Annotated in this window: 12 protein-coding genes and 1 pseudogene; 8 read left to right on the top strand and 5 right to left on the bottom strand. The window is 68.5% G+C overall.

The window, feature by feature from the left end:
* Positions 1-135: 135 nt before the first annotated feature.
* Positions 136-2,751 carry an ATP-dependent chaperone ClpB gene (clpB, locus tag AS188_RS15045; RefSeq protein WP_058859522.1) on the bottom strand — a complete coding sequence of 872 codons (2,616 nt, stop codon included), beginning with the start codon at positions 2,749-2,751 and terminating at the stop codon, positions 136-138.
* 255 nt (positions 2,752-3,006) lie between these two features.
* On the opposite strand from clpB, the gene AS188_RS15050 reads away from it, so the two are divergent.
* From AS188_RS15050 to AS188_RS17590, 5 genes and pseudogenes are all read left to right on the top strand, one after another.
* Positions 3,007-3,741: a TnsA-like heteromeric transposase endonuclease subunit gene (locus tag AS188_RS15050; RefSeq protein WP_058859523.1), complete on the top strand. Its 735-nt coding sequence runs from the start codon at positions 3,007-3,009 to the stop codon at positions 3,739-3,741.
* Positions 3,738-5,732 (top strand): helix-turn-helix domain-containing protein, encoded by a 1,995-nt coding sequence (locus AS188_RS15055; RefSeq protein WP_058859524.1) that lies wholly within the window; start codon positions 3,738-3,740, stop codon positions 5,730-5,732. The genes AS188_RS15050 and AS188_RS15055 overlap by 4 nt, the downstream gene beginning before the upstream one ends.
* On the top strand, positions 5,729-6,796 hold the full coding sequence (locus AS188_RS15060) for an AAA family ATPase (protein ID WP_058859525.1): 1,068 nt from the start codon (positions 5,729-5,731) through the stop codon (positions 6,794-6,796). Before AS188_RS15055 ends, AS188_RS15060 begins: the two co-directional genes overlap by 4 nt.
* Positions 6,765-7,181 (top strand): annotated as a pseudogene (locus AS188_RS17875) (TniQ family protein); the annotation flags it as partial. The gene AS188_RS15060 and the pseudogene AS188_RS17875, both read left to right, overlap by 32 nt.
* Before the next feature lie 972 nt (positions 7,182-8,153).
* Positions 8,154-8,516 (top strand): hypothetical protein, encoded by a 363-nt coding sequence (locus AS188_RS17590; protein WP_236945004.1) that lies wholly within the window; start codon positions 8,154-8,156, stop codon positions 8,514-8,516.
* A gap of 571 nt (positions 8,517-9,087) precedes the next feature.
* On the opposite strand, the gene istB is transcribed toward AS188_RS17590, so the two are convergent.
* The 4 genes from istB to AS188_RS15090 all read right to left on the bottom strand — a co-directional run bounded on the left by istB (position 9,088) and on the right by AS188_RS15090 (position 13,528).
* Entirely contained in the window at positions 9,088-9,900 is an 813-nt protein-coding gene (gene istB, locus AS188_RS15075; protein ID WP_058858798.1) for an IS21-like element helper ATPase IstB, read from the bottom strand.
* Positions 9,900-11,108: an IS21 family transposase gene (gene istA, locus AS188_RS15080; RefSeq protein WP_058859879.1), complete on the bottom strand. Its 1,209-nt coding sequence runs from the start codon at positions 11,106-11,108 to the stop codon at positions 9,900-9,902. Before istA ends, istB begins: the two co-directional genes overlap by 1 nt.
* A gap of 410 nt (positions 11,109-11,518) precedes the next feature.
* Complete coding sequence (locus tag AS188_RS15085; protein WP_236945005.1) at positions 11,519-12,106, bottom strand: class I SAM-dependent methyltransferase; 588 nt, start codon at positions 12,104-12,106, stop codon at positions 11,519-11,521.
* A 288-nt stretch (positions 12,107-12,394) separates the two neighbouring features.
* Positions 12,395-13,528, bottom strand: a complete 1,134-nt coding sequence (locus AS188_RS15090) for a YVTN family beta-propeller repeat protein (protein ID WP_147050500.1) — start codon at positions 13,526-13,528, stop codon at positions 12,395-12,397.
* 332 nt (positions 13,529-13,860) lie between these two features.
* Here AS188_RS15090 and AS188_RS15095 point away from each other — a divergent pair, with 332 nt between their 5' ends.
* The 3 genes from AS188_RS15095 to AS188_RS15105 all read left to right on the top strand — a co-directional run bounded on the left by AS188_RS15095 (position 13,861) and on the right by AS188_RS15105 (position 20,197).
* Positions 13,861-17,049, top strand: a complete 3,189-nt coding sequence (locus AS188_RS15095) for a heavy metal translocating P-type ATPase (RefSeq protein ID WP_236945006.1) — start codon at positions 13,861-13,863, stop codon at positions 17,047-17,049.
* A gap of 66 nt (positions 17,050-17,115) precedes the next feature.
* The gene (locus tag AS188_RS15100) at positions 17,116-17,394 is read left to right on the top strand and encodes a metal-sensitive transcriptional regulator (RefSeq protein ID WP_058859529.1); all 279 of its coding nucleotides are present in this window, start codon (positions 17,116-17,118) and stop codon (positions 17,392-17,394) included.
* Between the two features lie 283 nt (positions 17,395-17,677).
* The gene (locus tag AS188_RS15105) at positions 17,678-20,197 is read left to right on the top strand and encodes a heavy metal translocating P-type ATPase (RefSeq protein WP_058859530.1); all 2,520 of its coding nucleotides are present in this window, start codon (positions 17,678-17,680) and stop codon (positions 20,195-20,197) included.
* Positions 20,198-20,204 lie beyond the last annotated feature (7 nt).

The following is a 20,204-nucleotide window of genomic DNA, read 5'->3' on the forward strand; positions in this document are numbered from 1 at the left end:
CCGGCGCCCGGGAAGCGCCCGGGCAGTGCCCCGGAACCGGGGACACCGCCCGCGCCCGGCGGCGCGCCCCTCCCCGGCTCCACGTCCGGCGGGCGGGCCCGGTGTCCCCGGACCCGCCCGCCGCCCTCGGCCCGGTCAGCCGGCCGTGGGCTGGGGCTCGCGCACCGCGGTGACGGTCAGCCCGTCGGCCACGACGTCGGCGTTGACGTCCACCCGCACGGCGTCCCCGTCCACGACCGCCCCGGAGAGGATCGCCTTGGCGAGCTTGTCCCCGATCTCGCGCTGGACGAGCCGGCGCAGCGGGCGGGCGCCGAAGGCGGGGTCGTAGCCGGTGATGCCCAGCCACTCGGTCGCCGCCGGGGTGACCTCCAGGCTCAGTCGGCGCTGGCCCAGCCGCTCGGCGAGGTGCGCGACCTGGATGTCGACGATCCGCGCGAGGTCGGCCGTGGACAGCGGGTCGAAGAGGATGACGTCGTCGAGCCGGTTGAGGAACTCGGGCTTGAACGAGGCGTTGACCACGTTCATGACGGCCTCCCGCTTGGCCTCCTGGTCGATCGTCTGGTCCACGAGGAACTGGCTGCCCAGGTTCGAGGTGAGGATCAGGATGACGTTGCGGAAGTCCACGGTGCGGCCCTGCCCGTCGGTGAGCCGGCCGTCGTCGAGCACCTGCAGGAGGATGTCGAAGACGTCCGGGTGGGCCTTCTCGATCTCGTCGAGCAGGACCACCGAGTAGGGCCGGCGCCGGACCGCCTCGGTGAGCTGGCCGCCCTCCTCGTAGCCGACGTAGCCCGGAGGGGCGCCGACGAGCCGGGAGACGGTGTGCTTCTCCCCGTACTCCGACATGTCGATGCGCACCAGGGCGCGCTCGTCGTCGAACTGGAACTCGGCCAGCGACTTCGCGAGCTCGGTCTTGCCCACGCCGGTGGGGCCGAGGAACAGGAACGAGCCGATCGGCCGGTCCGGGTCGGCGATCCCGGCCCGGGAGCGGCGCACGGCGTCCGCGACCGCCTGCACGGCCCGGTGCTGGCCGATCAGGCGCCGGCCGAGCACCTCCTCCATGTGCAGCAGCTTCTCGGTCTCGCCCTGGAGCATGCGCCCGGCGGGGATGCCCGTCCAGGCGGAGACCACCTCGGCGACGTCGTCGGCCGTGACCTCCTCGGAGACCATGGTGTCGTGCACCTCGGAGGCGTCCTCCTGCTCCTGGGCGGCGTCGAGCTCCTTCTGCAGCGCCGGGATCTCGCCGTAGAGCAGGCGGGAGGCCTCGGCGAGGTCGCCCTGGCGCTGGGCCATCTCCGCCTGCGAGCGCAGGTCGTCGATGCGGGCCTTGAGGTCGCCGACCCGGTTCAGGCCGGCCTTCTCGGCCTCCCACCGGGCATTGAGGGCGTCGAGCTCGGCCCTGCGGTCGGCCAGCTCGGCGCGCAGGGCCTCGAGCCGCTCGACCGAGGCGGGGTCGCTCTCGCCCTGCAGGGCGAGCTCCTCCATGGTCAGGCGGTCGACGACGCGGCGCAGCTGGTCGATCTCCTCCGGGGCGGAGTCGATCTCCATGCGCAGCCGGGACGCCGCCTCGTCGACGAGGTCGATGGCCTTGTCCGGCAGCTGCCGGCCCGGGATGTAGCGGTGGGACAGGGTCGCGGCCGCGACGAGGGCGGCGTCGGCGATCTGGACCTTGTGGTGGGCCTCGTAGCGCTCCTTGAGCCCGCGCAGGATCGCGACGGTGTCCTCCACGGAGGGCTCGCCGACGTAGACCTGCTGGAAGCGGCGCTCGAGGGCGGCGTCCTTCTCGATGTTCTCGCGGTACTCGTCGAGGGTGGTCGCGCCGATCAGGCGCAGCTCGCCGCGGGCGAGCATGGGCTTGAGCATGTTGCCCGCGTCCATGGAGCCCTCGGCGGCGCCGGCGCCCACGACCGTGTGGAGCTCGTCGATGAAGGTCACGATCCGGCCCTCGGAGGAGCGGATCTCCTCGAGCACGGCCTTGAGCCGCTCCTCGAACTCGCCGCGGTACTTCGCCCCGGCCACCATGGAGCCGAGGTCGAGGGAGATCAGGGCCTTGTCCCGCAGGGACTCGGGGACGTCCCCGGCGACCATGCGCTGGGCCAGGCCCTCGACGACGGCAGTCTTGCCGACGCCGGGCTCGCCGATGAGCACGGGGTTGTTCTTGGTGCGCCGGGACAGCACCTGGACCACGCGCCGGATCTCGGAGTCGCGGCCGATGACCGGGTCGAGCCTGCCCTCGCGGGCGCGGGCGGTGAGGTCGGTGCCGTACTTCTCGAGCGCCTGGAAGGTGCCCTCGGGGTCGGGGGTGGTCACCCTGCGGTCTCCTCTCACGGACGGGACGGTGGTCTTCAGCTGCTCGGGCCCGGCGCCGGCGGAGCGCAGGATCTCGCCGGTCCTGCCGTCGAGCTGGGCGAGGCCGTAGAGCAGGTGCTCGGTGGAGATGTACTCGTCGCCCAGGGACGTCGCGAACTGCTCGGCGGCCTGGATGACCTGCAGGGAGCCGCGGTCGAACTGCGCCTGGGCGGTGGAGGCCCCCGAGGCCGAGGGCAGGGCCTTGATGGCGGCGGAGGCCTGGGCCGAGACGGCGTCGACGTCGGCGCCGGTGGCCTTCAGCACGGCGACGGCGACGCCCTCGCGCTGGTCCATGAGGGCCTTGAGGAGGTGGGCGGGCTCGACCTGGGGGTTGCCGGCGGTCGAGGCGTTGGTCGAGGCCGCGGCGAGCGCCTCCTGCGACTTGGTGGTGAACTTGGTCTCCACGGGAGCTCCTTGTGGTTCGGGACGAAGCGGGTGGAACAGGCCGGACCCGGCCGGCACACTCTTGGTGCGCACCGGCACGTCAGCTAACCTGAGTCTATCCCACTCAACCCGAGAGGACCAGGGATTGTTCCCACGAACGGGCGGCGCCCCCGCGGGCGGCCCCTGTAGGTTCCGGGATAACTTGTCCGATTCCAGGTTTCTTGTCACCCCTGTGTCACACTTCCTGATTTCTTGTCGCCGGAGGACCATGAGGGGATGGACCTGACCCACTTCCAGGTGCAGTACCGCCGGGAAGCTGAGAGTGAGCTCGTCACGACAACGCTGGCTGAGGTGAACAGCGCCGAAGTGTTGCGCGGTGTCGCGGTGCGGGTACCTCCCTCATTTGTGTCGCAACGTCACTACCCCGGCGACTTCTGGTCGGCCACGACCGGCCGGACACACGTCTACGAGAGTCTGCTGGAGCTGGACCGCCTCTGGTTGGCGGACTTCGATACGCACACCACAGCTCTGCTGACCCAGCCGTTCCGAGTCACCGGTCCAGACGGCAGCAGGTTACGCCGGCATGTTCCAGACCTCCTGCTGGCTACCGACAACGGCGGAACTGTACTCGTGGACGTGAAGTCGAAGTCGATGCTCGAGAAACCGGAGGTCCAGGAGCAGTTCGCGTGGACGGCCCGGTGGTGCCGGGCAATGAGTTGGCGCTACGAAGTGTTCAGCGGTGGGGATCCTGTAGTGCTGCGCAACATCAAGTACCTCAGCGAGGGTCGGCGCCTCGGCCTCATCCCTCACGGCGCGGTTAAGCAGGTCCACGAGGTCGGTTCCTCGGGCATGACACTCGGCGCGTTGGAGACGACAGGCAGTTTGGCATCACTGCCCGGTCCGGCCCTCCGTCAGGCGTGCTTCTGCCTGTTGTGGTTTGGGAGGTGGCGCACCGATCTTCGCCGTCCCATCGGGCCCGGCTCCGTCATCCACTGTGGGGATGCCCTATGAACGAGCACGTACTCGACCTCAGCGTCAGTGCCACCGTGTGGTTCGAGGGACAGGTGTGGCAGGTCGTGGAGCACCAAGCCAACGCGGTGATCCTCCAATGCGGGACGGAACTGCGCAAGATCCATGCCCCCTCGCTACTGGGCCGGGCGGAGTCCGTGGTGTCGCACGATCGGGATCGTCCTGCCGACGATGAGCTCGGCGCGATCGTCCTCAGCGCCCTGACGCCCAACCAGAGGGCCAAGGTCGAGGCGCATGCCAAAGTTGTCCGACGACTGTTGGAGCCCGACATAGGGTTCCCGCACGTCCGGGAGCAGTACACGGCTGCGGCTGCGGAGCTTGGTGCCGACCTCAGAACCTTGCAACGAATGCTGAACCGCTACCGCGCCCAAGGGGTGGCCGGGCTGGTCGACGCCCGCCTTCTGAAGTCCACCCGCCGGTCCGTGGACCCGCGGTGGGACGCCTTCTGCGTCTCAGTGCTGGCGTCCTACCGCAATGCGTCGAATCCCACTATCAAGGCCGTTATCGCTCGCACCAACGCTCTGTACTCCTCCGCTCACCCTGGTCTTCCCCTGCCGTCCCAGTCGGTGGCGTACGAGCGAGTGCACGAGCTCGACAAGGGCCGCCACACGTTCGACTCGGCGAAGACGCGCAGAACCAGCACCAGTGCTTCGCAGGAGCAGTTGGGACGTCTCCGAGCGGACCGCCCGGGGCAGTACGTGGTGCTGGACACCACGCGGCTGGACGTGTTCGCGATGGAGCCCGTGACGCTGCGGTGGCTCAACGTCGAGTTGACCGTGGCCATGGATCTGTACTCCCGGTGTATCATGGGCGCGACCCTGCGCGCCGTTGCCGCCGCCTCCCCCGACGTTGCGGCCGTGCTGTACCAGACCATGACTCCCCAGCGGTGGGGCCCGGCAGAGGACACTCCTGACGGGCCGTACGCCGGTGTTCCGGAGGCCTTGGTGGTGAAAGAGACGGGCGCGGTGCCGGACACCATCGTGGTCGACCACGGCAAAATCTACATGTCCCAGCATGTGCGGGGCTTGTGCCACCGGTTCGGCATCAACATCCAGCCGGCCCGGCCCGGAGTCGGTTCCGACAAGCCGACCGTGGAACGGTTCTTCCGCACCCTCCGGCAGCAGCTCCTGGAACACCTGCCCGCCTACAAAGGCCCTGATGTGCACTCCCGGGGCAAGGACGTGGAGAAGCAGGCGTTCCTCTACGTCGCCGAGCTGGAGCAGATCATCCGGGAATGGATCGGCATCTATCACCACACCCCGCATGATGGGCTCCGGGATCCCCGGCTCCCCGAGGTGGACTTGTCGCCGATCGAGATGTTCTCCCGCGGGAGGGCTACCTCCGGCGTTTTGCTCCTTCCCGCTTCCGAAGATCTCGTCAGGGAGTTCCTGCAGGTCGAATGGCGGACCATCCAGCACTACGGAGTGGAGATCCATGGCCGGCGGTACGACGGCCCGGGCTTGAACCTGCATCGAGGCCGCAAGTCCCACTACGGGGGCGCTCATGCGAGCAAGTGGCCCTTCATGGTCGACCCCGATGACGTGCGCTGGGTCTACTTCAAGGACCCCGACACCGCCTCATGGCATCGCTTGGAGTGGGAGCATGCCCACTACATCGATGCTCCGTTCTCCCAGGACGCCGCGGAGTACACCCGTCGGCTGAGCGTGCAGGCGAACCGGCACGTCGATCCGGCCCAGGCTCTGCAGGATCTGCTGCGGGACTGGTCGGAGCAGCAGGTCACCGACCGGCGCGCCAAGAACCTCGCCCTGCGGTTGAGCACCCAACGAACTGTTGTCGGGCCGGACACCGACCGCTCCGCCCGTGAGATCGCCTCCGACCCCGGCGTCATCGACTTCTTCTCCCACCGGAAAAGCCGGATGGACGCGGCGGAGCTGACCGATGACCTGGACGTGTTCGACAAGTACTACGCTGAGCACCCTGACGCCGAGGGCCTGGAGGTGTTCGACGAGTGAGCAACCTTGGGGCCGCCTGGCTACAGGCCAACGACACCCAGCCTTACCAGCTGTCCCGCAAACAAGGTTGGGACGCCTTCGTCAACAGCATTCCGCGCACCGAGTTGGAGGTCCTCTCCCGCGCCCAGATGGACCGGCTGAGCGAGGAGGAGCTGGCCGACTACAACGAGGCGCGGATCGTATGGCACGCCAATCCCCCCACGGTCAAGACGCCCCAATTGGCCAGGGCGTACCAGGTCATCGACGAGGTCATGGCTTCCAGCCGCCGCGATGGCAGCAAGCTGCGGGGCTCCGTGGTGATCGATGCACAACCTGGTCTGGGCAAGACCACGATCGCCACCCGCTACGCCCGGGACTTCCACCTCCGCACCTACCGGCGGCACGGCCCGTTGACCGAGCAAGGACACCAGCGCCTGCCGGTGGCCTTTGTGCCGTTGAGCGCCGGCACCACCCTGAAGGGTTTGAACGAGAAGATCCTGGAGTTTTTCGGGCATCCGGCTACTGGCCGGGCTACCAGAACCGACCTCACCCGACTGGTCGTCGACTGCGTCACCAGCTGTGAGACGAAGCTGATCGTGATCGATGACCTCCACTTCGTCGACTTCCGGCACCGCAACGGAGTCGAGGTTTCCAACCACTTGAAGGGTCTCGCCAACGAGCTGCCCGCCACCTTCATCTACATCGGTGTCAACCTGGCAGACAAGCAGTTCTTCGACGAAGGATTGATCGGCGAGCAAGCCGTCTACTCCCAGACCAGCCGCCGAGCGACCCGATGCCCCGTCGCGCCGTTCCAGATCAACACCGACGCCAGTATGCGCGCATGGCTTGAGCTGTTGACCACCATGGAGCGCCATTTGAAGCTCGCCGACGCGCGTCCAGGAATGCTGGTCGATCACAGCAAGGAGATCTTCCGACGTACCCAGGGTTACATCGCCTCCCTGACCACTCTCATCGACCGTGTGAGCTATCGGGCCATCACCAGCGGCGCGGAGACGATCACCAAAGAGATCATCGACGACGTGGTCATCGACAATGCGGCCGAACTGTCACAGCCTTCCGAGTGATCCGTGGCAGCAAGGCGGCCGGCGCAGACGCCTTCAGGAGGTCTTCTCCGGATACGACATCGAACGCTGGCCCATTTCCGTGCCCCCGCACCCGGATGAGCCTCTGCGCAGCTGGGTCAGACGGCTGAGCTACCGCTACGGTCTTACCCCTCGTCAGCTCAACCAGGCGCTAGGACTCCCGCAGGACTCCCAACGAAATCCCCTGACCGTTCTTCTGGAAGGCGCCCAGGACGCCAGTGCGGCTCTCGGGGTAGACCCGCGAGACATCGCCCAGAACTTGCCGGCCGACAACAAGTGGCGTCCCGATCTCGCCGCCTGCTTCTACCCAGACGCCGGCTTCTACCCGGACACCGGCCGGTTCTGCCCTCAGTGTCTGGCAGAAGACAGCACCTGGCGTCTGGAATGGGAAAGTCGATGGTCTCTGGCCTGCCCCCGGCACCACACGCTCTACCAGAGCCGGTGCCCGTCGTGTGGTCAGCGCCCCTGGCGATCACGTTCGTGGTACAGCCAGTCGGCCGCCTCGCACCAGTGCACCGAACGCCAACGCACCGATCCATCCCCGGCCCGGCGGCGGGTCCGTTCATGGTGTCTCGGCGACCTCCGGCTCGCCCCCGAAGTGCCGGCGTCGCCCGACCTCCTGGCCGCGCAGGACACCATTCGCGACAGGTTCGCCGACACCTCCACACACCAAGGAGGCACGGAGTCCTTCGGTCCGTTCACGCTCGACCCGACCTCGGCAAACGACCTGTTGGCCACACTGCTGCGAGAGGCCATCCGTTACTACGAGCCCCAGCGCGGTGGGGTTGGACTACCGGAGCGGGTGCTGCTGGCCTACCACGCTTTCCTCGACCTCCACGTCTGGGAAGACGAGGCCCCAGCGCTCGACGAGCTACTAGGGTCTGATAACGTGCACCGGCTCCTGCACCCCTCCACTTGCACTGATGCTGCGCTGGGCGAGCCCGTGATCTTGGCCTGGTACATCAACCGCCATCGCGGACGCCTGTCCTACCGGATGCAACTGGCGTGCCGGACGGAGCGTGCGGCCCCCTCCCTGCCCGCCCAGTCACGAGAGGCCTGGGAACCCCTACCGGCTACGCTGGTCGAGCACGGCAGCGAACCGGCTCGGCCCCCCGCGGAGTGGATCCCTCAACTCATGCCCCCGCAGGTCCTCGCCCTCCCCTGGGCTTCAGACCCGCTAGGACGAGCCCTGGGCTCGATGTGCTTCTTGAACCTGGGCCGAGGCAATCCCTGGTCTCACGCCGCCGTCGAGCTCGGCCTCCCCCGCCGGCTCCAGCACCATGTTGCAGGACGACTCAGACGCGTCCACCAACGACAGTGGAGCGACCTCCTGAGGTCCATGGAGGACTACTTCAACCAGCTCCTCCACGACCCACCGCCCATCAACTACCGAGCCCGACGACTGGTCGCCAACGACCCGCTCCTGCTACAGACCCTGCTGGCCGAGCAGCTCGGCACAGAGACAAACACCCCGCTGGCCGTCCTGCGCCTGGTGTTCTGGGAACAGTACACGGGGGGCCACGCGCTCTTCGCGCCACCCCGGATTGCCATAGGACAGAACGCAGATCCCGGCCCGGCTTACCCCAACCTGCGAGAAGACGCCCTGCAACAGTGCCACGAGGGCTTCGAACACTTGGCAGAGGAGCTGGACCAGCGTGCGGAAATCCTTCTCGCGCCAGGAACGAGGGTAGAACCCCCATGAGGAGACGCGTCCCATTTCAAATCCGCTGAAATGGCGCCCCACAACATCGGCCAGGCGTACCACCTGCTCGATCTGCTGCTGCCCAACGACATCCGGATGGCGCGCCCATTGTGGGGGTCCATGACGCCTGGGCAGCAAATGAGACACCAGCTTGAGCAGGCACGGCCCTGCACGAAGCGGCTCCTGGCCGCCGCAGGCATCGACACCTCACCCGACTCCCTCAGATGGAAGGACTTCGCTGAGCTCGGGTGGTGTGCAGATCCGGCGCTCAACCAGCCCGCCAAGATGTCCTCAGCGCGGGACAGCATGGAATAGCGAAATTCTCTCACCACGTCACGTGCCGGTTGAAACCCTGAACTTCCTCACGAGCTTGCTGCACCGACAGCGGCGGCCATGACCACCGGCCGTACCAGCGGGCGGCACGGCTCCCCAGGCCAAGTGCGTCCTGCGGTGGTACCGCGACGCCACCCGCGCGGTGAACTGGGCCACGCGATCACGGCCTCTCCTGTCGGTTCCGCTCGAAGTTTGAGCTGTTTGTCCGTGTGAAAAGTGAGCACCTCTTGGGGTTGTTCTAGTCTGCCGGTCCGGTCTCGGTGACGGAAGGCAGGGTCTCGATGCTGGTGTGCCGGATGCGGTAGCTGGTGCCCTTGGTGGTGATGATCTCGGCGTGGTGGACGATGCGGTCGATCATCGCCGCGGCGATCGTGGTGTCGCCGAAGACCTCGCCCCATCTCGAGAAGGGCAGGTTCGAGGTGATGATCAGCGAGGCCTTCTCGTAGCGGGTCGAGACCAGCTGGAAGAACAGATTCGCGACCTCGGCCTCGATCGGAACGTAGCCCAGCTCGTCGATGATGACCAGCGGGATCCGGGCGATCTTGGCCAGTTCCGCTTCCAGGCGCCCGGTGGCGTGGGCGGTGTGCAGGCGGGTGATCCAGCCGGTGGCGGAGTTGAACGCGACTCGGTGCCCGGTCTGGGCCGCGGCGATCCCCAACCCGGTGGCCACATGGGTCTTGCCGGTGCCCGGGGGCCCGAGCAGCACCACATTGCCGGCCTGCACCAGGTACGCCCCGGCTTCCAGGCGCGCGATCACACCGCGGTCCAGGGAGGGCTGGGCGGTGAAGTCGAAGTCGGTGAGCGTCTTGATCGCCTCGAATCCGGCGGCCTTGATCCGCAGTGCGGCCCCCGAGGCGGCCCTCGCGGCGGCCTCGGTCCCCAGTACCGCGGCGAGGTACTCCTCCAAACTCCACTGCTGGGCCCGGGCGGTGTCAGCGATCCGGGCGTAGTCGGCAGCGATCCTGGGGGCCTTGAGTTGACGGGCGTGGTGGAGGATCTGCTTGTCCGCATCCGTCAGCGTCCGCCCAGCGGGCTCGGTGGCCGGTCGCATCAGGCGACCTCGATCCCGAAGAGCCGGTCGTAGACCCCGAGATCGGCGACCTCGACCTGCCCGCCGGCAGCGCCCTCGGTACGGGGCTGCTGGTGAGTCCGGCGCATGAGGGCCGCGGCGGCCACGTGGACCGGGTCCGTGACGGTGGCCCCGGATCCCCAGGCCCGCTGGTGGGTGGCCACCGTGCGCCCAGCACAGGTCACGGTGACGGTGTGCAGGTCCACGACCACCTCGACCAGGCGCCCGATCACGCCCGGGTGCACGGAGTAGGCGGCCCCGGCGGCGGTGACGTAGTAGTCCCGGGGCAGGCGCGTGGTGAAGCGGTGCCCGATCACCGGGTCCACCGGCGGCAGGGGCCCCATCGCCTCCCGCTCGGTGGTCATGGCCTCAACCGGGCGGGTGCGGGTGGTGCGGTGGGTGCGCTGGTTGGCGGTGATCAGCCAGTCGGTGAGCTGGGCCTGGAAGTCGACCGGGGCGGTGAAGGTGCGCCCGGGCAGGAACGAGGTGGCCAGGTACCCGTTGAACCGCTCGACCACACCCTTGGTCTCGGGATCGTAGGGGCGGGCCTGCACCAGGCGCACCCCGAGTGCCCCGCAGAAGGCGGCCACGCCCTCGGCGAGCTTGCCGCCGCGGCCGATGCCGGCCTCGTTGTCCCACAACAGCTGCCGCGGTACCGCCCCGAAACCCTCGGCCACACACCACCACATCCCCGCCAGCAGGTCCCCGGTCCTCCGGCTGGGCAGCACCGCGGCCACCGCGTAGCGGGAGTGAGAGGCGACCATCACCAGCACCGGGAAGTCCCGCACCACCCCGGCATGATCCGGGATCAGCCGGCCCGGGAACCACAGATCGCACTGGATCTGCTCCCCGGCATGATGCACCAGCCGGTCCGCCGGATCCGCCACCCGGTAGCCCGGGCGCAACCGGGCCACGTTGGCGTAGAACCACGACCTCGACCCCTCCCAGCCGACCCGCTCGGCGAGCACCGCGGTGGGCATCGACGGGAACCGGCCCAGCAGATCCCGCACCGCGGCCTCGACCTCGCTGAACGCCCCCTCCACCGGCGGACGCGGTGAATAGGACGGCGGGTCCGTGGAACGGAGCGCCTTCGCCACCGTGTTCCGCGACAGCGACAACCTCCTGGCAATCGCCGCCTGCGACAAGCCCTCCACCCGATGCAGCTGACGGATCAGCGCCCAATCCTCCACAGTGATCACTCTCCAATCGTTGGACGAGCTGCTCACTTTTCGACCGGAACTTCAGCTACCTATTCGACCGGAACCGACATCTCCCCACCCACCGCCTACCGATACCTCACCGAGGGAATCGAGGTGATGGTCGGGGGAATTGTCGCTCCAACTGTGTAAGAGGCAGTTTCCATTCTCAGTGGTTCTTCGCCGCGGGTAAGTAGCTCGGCGACGGTGATGGTGAAGGCGTTCAGCGCCGGTGTCGGTTCCGGTCGAATAGGCACGAACTCCGCCCACGTACTGCGCCCCCCCGGGGGGGGATGATCGCCGGGTACCGAAAACCCCACTTCTCCTCCAGTGCCTTCAGGGCGGCCTCGGTGGCAGCCGCGGTCGGGGTGGTCCTCACGCCTCAGTGCCCTACGTATCAATGGTCAGGAGCTCGTCTCACAGGACTTGCGGGCGATGAAGCGAAGTACTCGACCGCCGAAGGAGTACTTCAGGCTGAGCGTCTCGAGACCGACTTGTCGTAGGACCGGTTCGAGGGCCTCTGGTTCAATGAGTCGGTGTGGAGAACGGTCGATCCGGTGCAACCACCATGTTGTGCGGGAGGCCATCAGGTCGTATCCCACGAAGGACCCGCCCGGTCGCAAGACGCGCGCCACCTCGCCCACCGCATGTTCCCAGGCGATCACGTGATGAAGCATCAGGAAGCTCACAACCGCGTCGAAGGAGGCGTCCTCGAAGGACAGATGCCTGGCATCGGCCTGGCGCGCCTCAGCCCGCGAAAACCCGGCAAGTCGTTGACGGGCGGCGCTGACCATCGCGGGATCGGGGTCGGTGGTGGTCATCCGGACCTGATGGTTGGTCCGCACGATTTCTTCGGCTATTGCCCCGCTGCCACCGCCGATCTCGAGTACGTCTCCCGTGAGCGCGAATCCCTGCGTCGCCCAGGAGACGATTCGACGCGCCAGGAGATTCCACGGTGCGCTGCGACAGAACGACGCTTCCAGGTAAGACATCGGCGGCATGGTCCCAACCTCTCGGGCCTGCTCGGGGCTCAGGCGAGCCTTGTGGCGGGATGGATAGCTTGGTGGACACGGACCTGATCCACCACGGCGGGTCTGGTGCGCTCTCGATCGACCCGCCCCGGTGGCTCAGGTCTGCGGAGATGTCGCGTCCGACCGAACAGAATTTGGGCGGAGCAGCCCGCGAATGACGGCCGGGCGGTTGGCGAGTCGGGTCGAGTACCAAGGATCGGTGGGCGCCCTTACTGGTCCCAGAGCAGCCAAGGGGACGTTCACCGGGGTTCAGTGCGCGTGTTCTTCCATTTGATCCATCTTCTGGGTGGCTGCTCCTGAGGGCTCCGGGATGTCGAGCGCTATGGAGGGTGCGTTCGCTTCGGCCGGTGGGCGGGAGGAGAAGCTGACGCCGTTGGGCATGTCTCCCACCGGCACAGTCTCCAACACCTCGAGGGCGTCGAGGTCGACGACGGAGACGGTGTCGTCGTAGATGTTCGTGACCCAGGCCTTGGCCCCCGTGGTGTCGATGACGACGCCATGGGGCCCGGAGCCGGTGCGCACCGTGCCGCGGACGGTCATGTCGGTCGGGTCGATCACGGACAGGGTGTTCCCGGGCTCGGCCTCGGTGCCCTGGTCGGCCGAGAGCAGGGTGCGACCGTCGGGTGCCAGATACACCTGGACGGGCGGGGCCGAGACCGCGACAGTGCCCACCACTTCTTGTGCGGCGAGGTCGATCTTCACCACCGAGGCCGGCTCGGTGATGCTGGCGTAGGCGTAGGTCCCGTCGGCGTCGACGGCGACCTGGACAGGGGGACATCCGACGGGCACCGAGGCGGTCTTGGTGTCGGTGGCCGGATCGATCAGATCCACCGCACCGGACTCGGTGTTGGCGACCGCGATGATCGATCCGTCGGCTGCTGGGCGCAGACCGTGGGGCATCCCCCCGAGGTCGACGGTCCCGGTCGGCTCCAGACCGGGTGCACTGTAGACCGAGACGGTGCCGTCACCGGCGTTGGTGGTGTACACCTTGGTGCCGTCGGCGGTGTCGATCACGTGCGCGGGAGCCGGTCCACTGGGGGCGGCGGCGGACACCTGGTAGTTTTCCGCGTCGATGGCGATGGTCGTGTTGTCGTGGCCGCTGACGGCGTATCCGACCGCACCGTCGGCCCCGGCCTGCACGTTGTGCGGGGACTCCACCCCGGTCAACGTCGTGACCACCTCGTTCGTGGCCGCATCCAGGACAGTGAGGCTGTTGCCCTCCTCGTTGGCCACCCACACCGTCCCGGCGATGCCCTGGCGGGCAGACGATGAGGGCGCCGTCGCCGTGACGCCCTGAGGCGTGTCACTGGAGCAGGCTGCCAAACCGGCCGTCGTCAAGACTGCGAGGCTGGTGACGGCGAGCCGTCGTTTCATCGAGATCATCGTCAGACCTTTCGGTGTGAACCGTAGAGGAAGACCCGCTACGACCAGCTCCGTTCCACGAGAGGGTGCCGGCTGCGGGATTCAGCGCAGTTCCATGGTGGTCGGTTCCCAGCCCTGATTCACCGCCACGGGCCCATTTCGCCGCGGATCTTCGCCGAATCTTCACGAGCTTCCCTCTCCGAGCCCGGTGACCAGCACAGAATGCGCGGCCTTCCACGACGACCTGCCCGCCGTCCAGCTTCATGAAAACTTCACCGTTACCCTGCTGGCACTCGTGTTCGTCCAACCTAGACTGGCCTCATACCCGTCGGGGGTATGGAGGAGGCGGAGTGATGACTGTCCAGGATTGGGTGTTGGTGGCAGCGGCGGTAGTCGTGAGTGTCGCGCTGCTGTGGTTCTTCTTCGGCCCGAAGAAGACTCGCCGGGCCGAGCTGGAGGCCGGGGTGCAGACGGTCACGGTGACCGTCAAGGGCGGGTACAGCCCCGACCTGATCCAGGTGGCCCCCGGGGTGCCGGTCCGGCTGGTGTTCAACCGGCAGGAGACCGGGGACTGCTCCTCCCGGGTGGTCATCCCGGATTTCCAGATCAACCAGCCGTTGCCCGCCTATGCACGCACGGCCGTGGAGTTCACTCCCACCGAGCCGGGCGAGTACGGCTTCGCGTGCGGGATGAACATGCTGCACGGCCGCCTACGCGTCGTCGACGAGCACGACAGCGCCTCGCCGGCCCCGATCTCGTCGGCGCCGGCTCACGCCGCGGGCACGGCCAACCCCGGCGACGCCGCTGCCACGGGGTCGGCGCGCGCCGCCGTGGCGGAGGTGACCCACGCCCGGATGGACCACGGTGCGCAGACCGCGCAGCTGAGCATCCGCGGGGGCTACCACCCCCAGCTGCTGCGCGTGGCGGCCGAGGTGCCGCTGCGGCTGGAGCTGCTGCGACAGGAGGACGGCGCGTGCTCGGAACGGTTCGTGGTGCCCGCTGCCGGGGTGGACACCGCGGTCCCGGCCTTCGGCAGCACCGTGGTCGAGATCCCCGGGCTACCGGCCGGGCGCCATGAGGTCAGCTGCGGGATGAACATGTTGCACGGCACCCTCGAGGCCGTCGAGGGCTCAGCCGACGTCGAAGGCTCTGCTGGCGGGGCTGGTGAGCACTCCCACGACCATGTCGTGGTCCAGGAGGATACCCGAACCTCCACGGCCCCACTGCCGGGGCAGGAGCCTCCGCGCGGACACGGCCCGGTGGAGGAGCCGGAGGACACCGAGGCGAAGGAGCGGGCGGCGGAGATCGCCGATCTGCGCCGCCGGGTGATCGTCGGGGCCGTGCTGAGCCTGCCGGTGGTGGTGGCGGTGATGGCCATGGAGCTGTTCGGCATGGCCTGGGTGCCGCCGGTGCTGATGAATCCGTGGCTGCAGCTGGCGCTGATCACCCCGGTGATGCTCTACACCGGTTGGCCCATCCACAAGACCGGGTGGTTGGCGCTGTCCCACCGCACCGCGGACATGAACTCTCTGATCACCCTGGGCACGATCGCTGCCTACGGCTACAGCCTGGTCGTCACCATCGCCCCCGGCCTCGTGCCGGCCGAGGCCCGGTACGTCTACTACGAGGCGGTCGGGGTGATCATCACCTTGATCCTGCTCGGGCGCCTGCTGGAGACCAAGGCCAAGGCCGGGACCGGGGAGGCCATCCGCACCCTGATCGGGCTCCAGCCGCACACCGCCCGGGTGGTGCGCGACGGGCAGGAGCGGGAGATCCCCCTGGGAGAGGTCGTGGTCGGCGACGTCGTCGTGGTGCGCCCCGGGGAGAAGCTGGCCGTGGACGGGCAGGTGCTGGAGGGCACCTCGGCGGTGGACGAGTCGATGGTCACCGGTGAGCCCATCCCGGTGACCAAGACCGCCGGGGACACCGTGATCGGCGCGACCATCAACCAGACCGGGTCCTTCCGCTACACCGCCACCAAAGTCGGCTCGGACACCATGCTGGCTCAGATCATCTCCCTGGTCCGGCAGGCCCAGGGCTCCAGGGCGCCGATCCAGCGGCTGGCCGATCAGGTCTCCAGCTACTTCGTGCCCGCGGTGATCCTCATCGCCCTGTGGACCTTCGTGGTCTGGGCGCTGGTCGGTCCGCCGCCTGCGGTGGTCTTCGCCCTGGTGGCCGCGGTGTCGGTGCTGATCATCGCCTGCCCGTGCGCGCTGGGGCTGGCCACTCCGCTGTCGATCACCGTGGGCACCGGCAAGGGGGCCACCGCCGGGATCCTCATCCGCTCGGCCGAGGCCCTGGAGACGGCCCACAAGCTGGACACCATCGTGCTGGACAAGACCGGCACGATCACCAAGGGGGCTCCCGCCCTGACCGACGTGCTGCCCGCCCCGGGCTTCACCGACGCCGAGGTGCTGGCTCTGGTGGCGGCGGTGGAACGCTCCTCGGAGCACCCGCTGGCCACCGCCATCGTCGCCGGGGCGCAGGAGCGCGGGGTGGCCGCGCCCGAGGCCACCGCCTTCGACTCCGTCACCGGCCAAGGGGTCCGCGCCCTGGTGGGCGGACGGGAGGTGCTGGTGGGCAACCGGCGCCTGCTCACCGGGGCGGGCATCGACGCCGAGGGGCTCACCGCCCCCGCCCAGGAGCTGGCCGCGGACGGGAAGAGCCCGATGCTGGCCGCCGTCGACGGGCGCCCGGCCGGGGTGATCGGGGTGGCCGACACCCTCAAGGAGGGGTCCGTGGGGGCCGTCGCCGCCCTGCGCGACCGCGGCATCGAGGTGGTGATGATGACCGGGGACAACCGGGCCACCGCCGCGGCCATCGCCCGCCAGGTCGGCATCGACCGGGTGGTGGCCGAGGTGCTGCCCGAGCACAAGGCCAGCGAGGTCAAGCGCCTGCAGGAGGAGGGGCGCGTGGTGGGGATGGTCGGGGACGGCATCAACGACGCCCCCGCCCTGGCCCAGGCCGACGTGGGCTCGGCCATCGGCACCGGCACCGACGTGGCCATCGAGGCCTCTGACATCACCTTGATCTCCGGGGCGCTGTCCGGGGTGGTCACCGCCGTGGACCTGTCCCGGGCCACCATGCGCAACATCCGCCAGAACCTCGTCTTCGCGTTCGTCTACAACGGCATTGGCATCCCCATCGCCGCCGGTGTGCTGTACCCGTCCCTGGGCTGGACGCTGAGCCCGATGATCGCCGCCGCCGCGATGGCCCTGTCCTCCCTGTCGGTGGTGGCCAACGCCAACCGGCTGCGCGCCTTCACCCCCCGCCCCGTCCCCGATCTCGCCCACGCCCCCACTGCCACCGACCCGGTGGTGGAGGTCGGACGCGAGGACGCCGCAGACCCCGGAACACCCCCTCAGGAGGAAGCCGTGTCCGAGAACGCCACGACGGTCGTCGATCCGGTCTGCGGGATGAGCATCGACCCGGCCACCGCGGCCACCAGCGCCGAGCACGAGGGCCGCACCTACTACTTCTGCTCGACCCGCTGCGCCGAGTCCTTCCGGGACGACCCGGCCAAATACATCAGCTCCACGTGAAGCAGGTTGCGCCCGCCCTCCTGGGCCGCGGACGCAGCCTGGGTTCATCACCCACCAGGAATCGCTATGGAAATCACCACCGACACGGCAGCTGTGGTGCGGCGCCTGAACCGCATCGAGGGACAAGTCCGCGGCATCACCCGGATGGTCGAGCAAGACCGGTACTGCATTGATGTTCTCACCCAGGTCGCTGCGGTGTCCGGGGCGCTGCACGAGGTGGCGCTGGCCTTGCTGAAGGGCCACGTGAGCCGCTGTCTCGTCCAGGCCGCCGGCACCGGTGGCCCCGAGCAGGAAGCCAAGCTCCAAGAAGCAGTGGAGGCCATCGCCCGGCTGGTCCGTCGCTGAGGAAGGACCACTGATGAGGGTCGAAGACGAGGCTCCAGGCCGGTATGCGCCCGTGGCACCACGCAGGAGGCGGCCACTGGTCGCGGAACTGGACCCCGACGCCCTGCAGAGATGGCCGCGTCCGCAAAAGCGCCGGCCAGAGCCTTCCGGAGCGGCCCGGCCCGGGCGATCGACCCAAAGCTCAGCTTGACTGCTCCGGCGTAGACCACCTGGGGAGGACGCCCACAGACAACGAGATATAGAACACCCCGCAACGATTCGGACTTCGAGAGGAAAGCACAGGATGAGCGAGCACGAGACCACGGCCGTCATGGAGGTGAAGGGGGTGCGCTGGGCCTCGTCGAAGGCCGTCGCTGAAGCCGCGCTGTCGCGCCGACCGGGGGTGCTGCGGGTGGAGGCCAATCCTGTCTCCCAGACCGCCAATGTCACCTACGATCCTGGTCGGACCTCGATCAAGGATCTGACCGGGTGGGTGCGCGAGTGCGGCTATCACTGCGCCGGCCAGTCGGTGCCCGACCACGTGTGCGACCCGCTCCAGGAGGACGGAACCGCCGCTGGGCGGACCGGTCACCGGGGCACCGGCGACCGGTCCGGGTCGGGGCTGGATCCTGCCGACCATGGCACCAGGGTAGTGAAGGCCTCACCGGCCCCCGCTCATGCCGAGGGCACACATGGTGACACCCCGGCGCGTCCTGGTCAGGACGCTCCCGCCGGGCACGGGCAGCACGGTGTTCGTGACGCCCAGGAGGTCATGGGTCATGGCGGCGGGGGCATGTCGATGGAGGCGATGATCCGCGACATGCGCAATCGGTTCCTGGTGGCGGCGATCCTGTCGGTGCCGATCACCTTGTGGTCCCCGATCGGGCGGGAGGTCTTGGGGTTCACGGTCCCGGCCCCGTTCGGATTACGCGATGACGTCTTCGCGCTGATCCTCTCCCTGCCGGTGATCTTCTACTCGGCCTGGATCTTCTTCGACGGCGCCTACCGGGCGCTGAAGGCCCGCACCCTGGACATGATGGTCTTGGTGGCCGTGGGGGTCGGCGCCGGCTGGGTCTACAGCCTGATCGTGACGTTGACCGGTGGCGGGGAGGTGTTCTACGAGGCCGCCACCGTGCTGGCCACCTTCGTGCTGTTGGGGCACTGGGTGGAGATGCGGGCCCGGGGCGGGGCCAACGACGCGGTCCGCACCCTGCTGGAGCTGGCACCGTCCAAGGCGCTGGTGATCCGCGACGGGGATACCGTGGAAATCCCCACCGCCGAGGTCATGCCCGGGGATCTGATGCTGGTACGCCCCGGTTCGAAGGTCCCCACCGACGGTGTGGTCGAGGACGGCGAGTCGGAGATCGACGAGTCCATGGTCACCGGCGAAAGCCTGCCGGTGGCCAAGTCCGCTGGCTCGGAGGTCATCGGGGCCTCGGTGAACACCACCGGGACCTTACGGGTGCGGGCGACGAAGGTCGGGGCGGACACCGCCCTGGCGCAGATCGTGGCGCTGGTCCAGGAAGCCCAGAACTCCAAGGCACCCGGGCAACGTCTGGCGGACCGGGCCGCGTTTTGGCTGGTGTTCGTGGCGCTGATCGGCGGATCCGGCACCTTCCTCGTCTGGTGGTTGGCCGGGGCCAGCATTGCCCAGGCGATCCTGTTCGCCATCACCGTGGTGGTCATCACCTGCCCCGATGCCCTGGGGCTGGCCACCCCCACCGCGATCATGGTGGGAACGGGGTTGGGCGCCAAACGAGGCGTGCTGTTCAAGAACGCCACCGCCTTGGAAACGGCCGCACGGATCGACACGGTCGTGATCGACAAGACCGGGACCCTGACCAAGGGCGAGCCGGAGGTCACGGACTTCATTACCCACGGGATCGGCGAGGACGAACTCCTGGGCCTGGTGGCGGCCGTCGAACGCGAATCTGAGCACCCGTTGGCCGCCGCGGTCGTGAACTACGCCGAGGACCGCGGCGTCCCGGCCCTGACTGCCAGCAATTTCCGCAACGTCCCGGGCCACGGCGCCGGGGCCACCGTGAACGGGCGGCAGGTTTTCGTGGGCAACCGCAAGCTGATGGTGGCCGAGAGCGTCGACATCACCCCGGTGGCCGAACAGCGCGAGGCCCTGGCCTCGACCGGGCGCACCGCGGTGCTGGTGGCCGTGGACGGGGCGGCCGCTGGGGTGATCGCCCTGGCTGATGCCGCCCGGGAGACCGCCGCTCCCGCGGTGGCCGCGATGCACGAGGCAGGGGTCGAAGTCGTCATGCTGACCGGTGACAACGAGGCGACCGCGAAGCGGATCGCCGCCCAGCTGGGCATCGACACCGTTATCGCCGAAGTCCTACCCGAGGACAAATCCGCCAAAGTGGCGGAACTGCAGGCGGCGGGCAAACGGGTCGCCATGGTCGGGGACGGCGTCAACGACGCCCCGGCCCTGGCCAAGGCCGACCTGGGCATCGCCATCGGCGCCGGCACCGATGTGGCCATCGAGACCGCCGACGTGGTGCTGATGCGCTCCGATCCGTTGGACGTGCCGATCGCCCTGCGGATCGGCGCTGGCACCGTGCGCAAAATGCGCCAGAACCTCACCTGGGCCATCGGCTACAACGTGGTCGCCCTGCCGATCGCCGCCGGGGTCTTCTACCCGGCCTACGGCATCATGCTCAGTCCGGAAATCGCGGCGATCTCGATGTCGGGCTCCAGCGTCATCGTGGCGGTGAATGCCTTGCTGTTGAAGCGGCTGCGGCTGCCGGAACCGCCGGAGTCGACGTCGGCAGCCCGGGTCCAACCGGACCTGGCCCCCGCGGGAAGCCGGTAGGACAGCT

The organism is Kocuria flava (assembly GCF_001482365.1).
GTDB classification, from domain to species: domain Bacteria; phylum Actinomycetota; class Actinomycetes; order Actinomycetales; family Micrococcaceae; genus Kocuria; species Kocuria flava.

Excerpts from the sequence above, each read along its gene's own strand:
- AS188_RS15050 (WP_058859523.1), top strand. The coding sequence starts at position 3,007 with ATGGACCTGACCCACTTCCAGGTGCAGTACCGCCGGGAAGCTGAGAGT.
- AS188_RS15055 (WP_058859524.1), top strand. The coding sequence starts at position 3,738 with ATGAACGAGCACGTACTCGACCTCAGCGTCAGTGCCACCGTGTGGTTC.
- AS188_RS17590 (WP_236945004.1), top strand. The coding sequence starts at position 8,154 with ATGGAGGACTACTTCAACCAGCTCCTCCACGACCCACCGCCCATCAAC.
- istB (WP_058858798.1), bottom strand. The coding sequence starts at position 9,900 with ATGCGACCGGCCACCGAGCCCGCTGGGCGGACGCTGACGGATGCGGAC.
- AS188_RS15085 (WP_236945005.1), bottom strand. The coding sequence starts at position 12,106 with ATGTCTTACCTGGAAGCGTCGTTCTGTCGCAGCGCACCGTGGAATCTC.
- AS188_RS15090 (WP_147050500.1), bottom strand. The coding sequence starts at position 13,528 with ATGATCTCGATGAAACGACGGCTCGCCGTCACCAGCCTCGCAGTCTTG.
- AS188_RS15095 (WP_236945006.1), top strand. The coding sequence starts at position 13,861 with ATGACTGTCCAGGATTGGGTGTTGGTGGCAGCGGCGGTAGTCGTGAGT.
- AS188_RS15100 (WP_058859529.1), top strand. The coding sequence starts at position 17,116 with ATGGAAATCACCACCGACACGGCAGCTGTGGTGCGGCGCCTGAACCGC.
- AS188_RS15105 (WP_058859530.1), top strand. The coding sequence starts at position 17,678 with ATGAGCGAGCACGAGACCACGGCCGTCATGGAGGTGAAGGGGGTGCGC.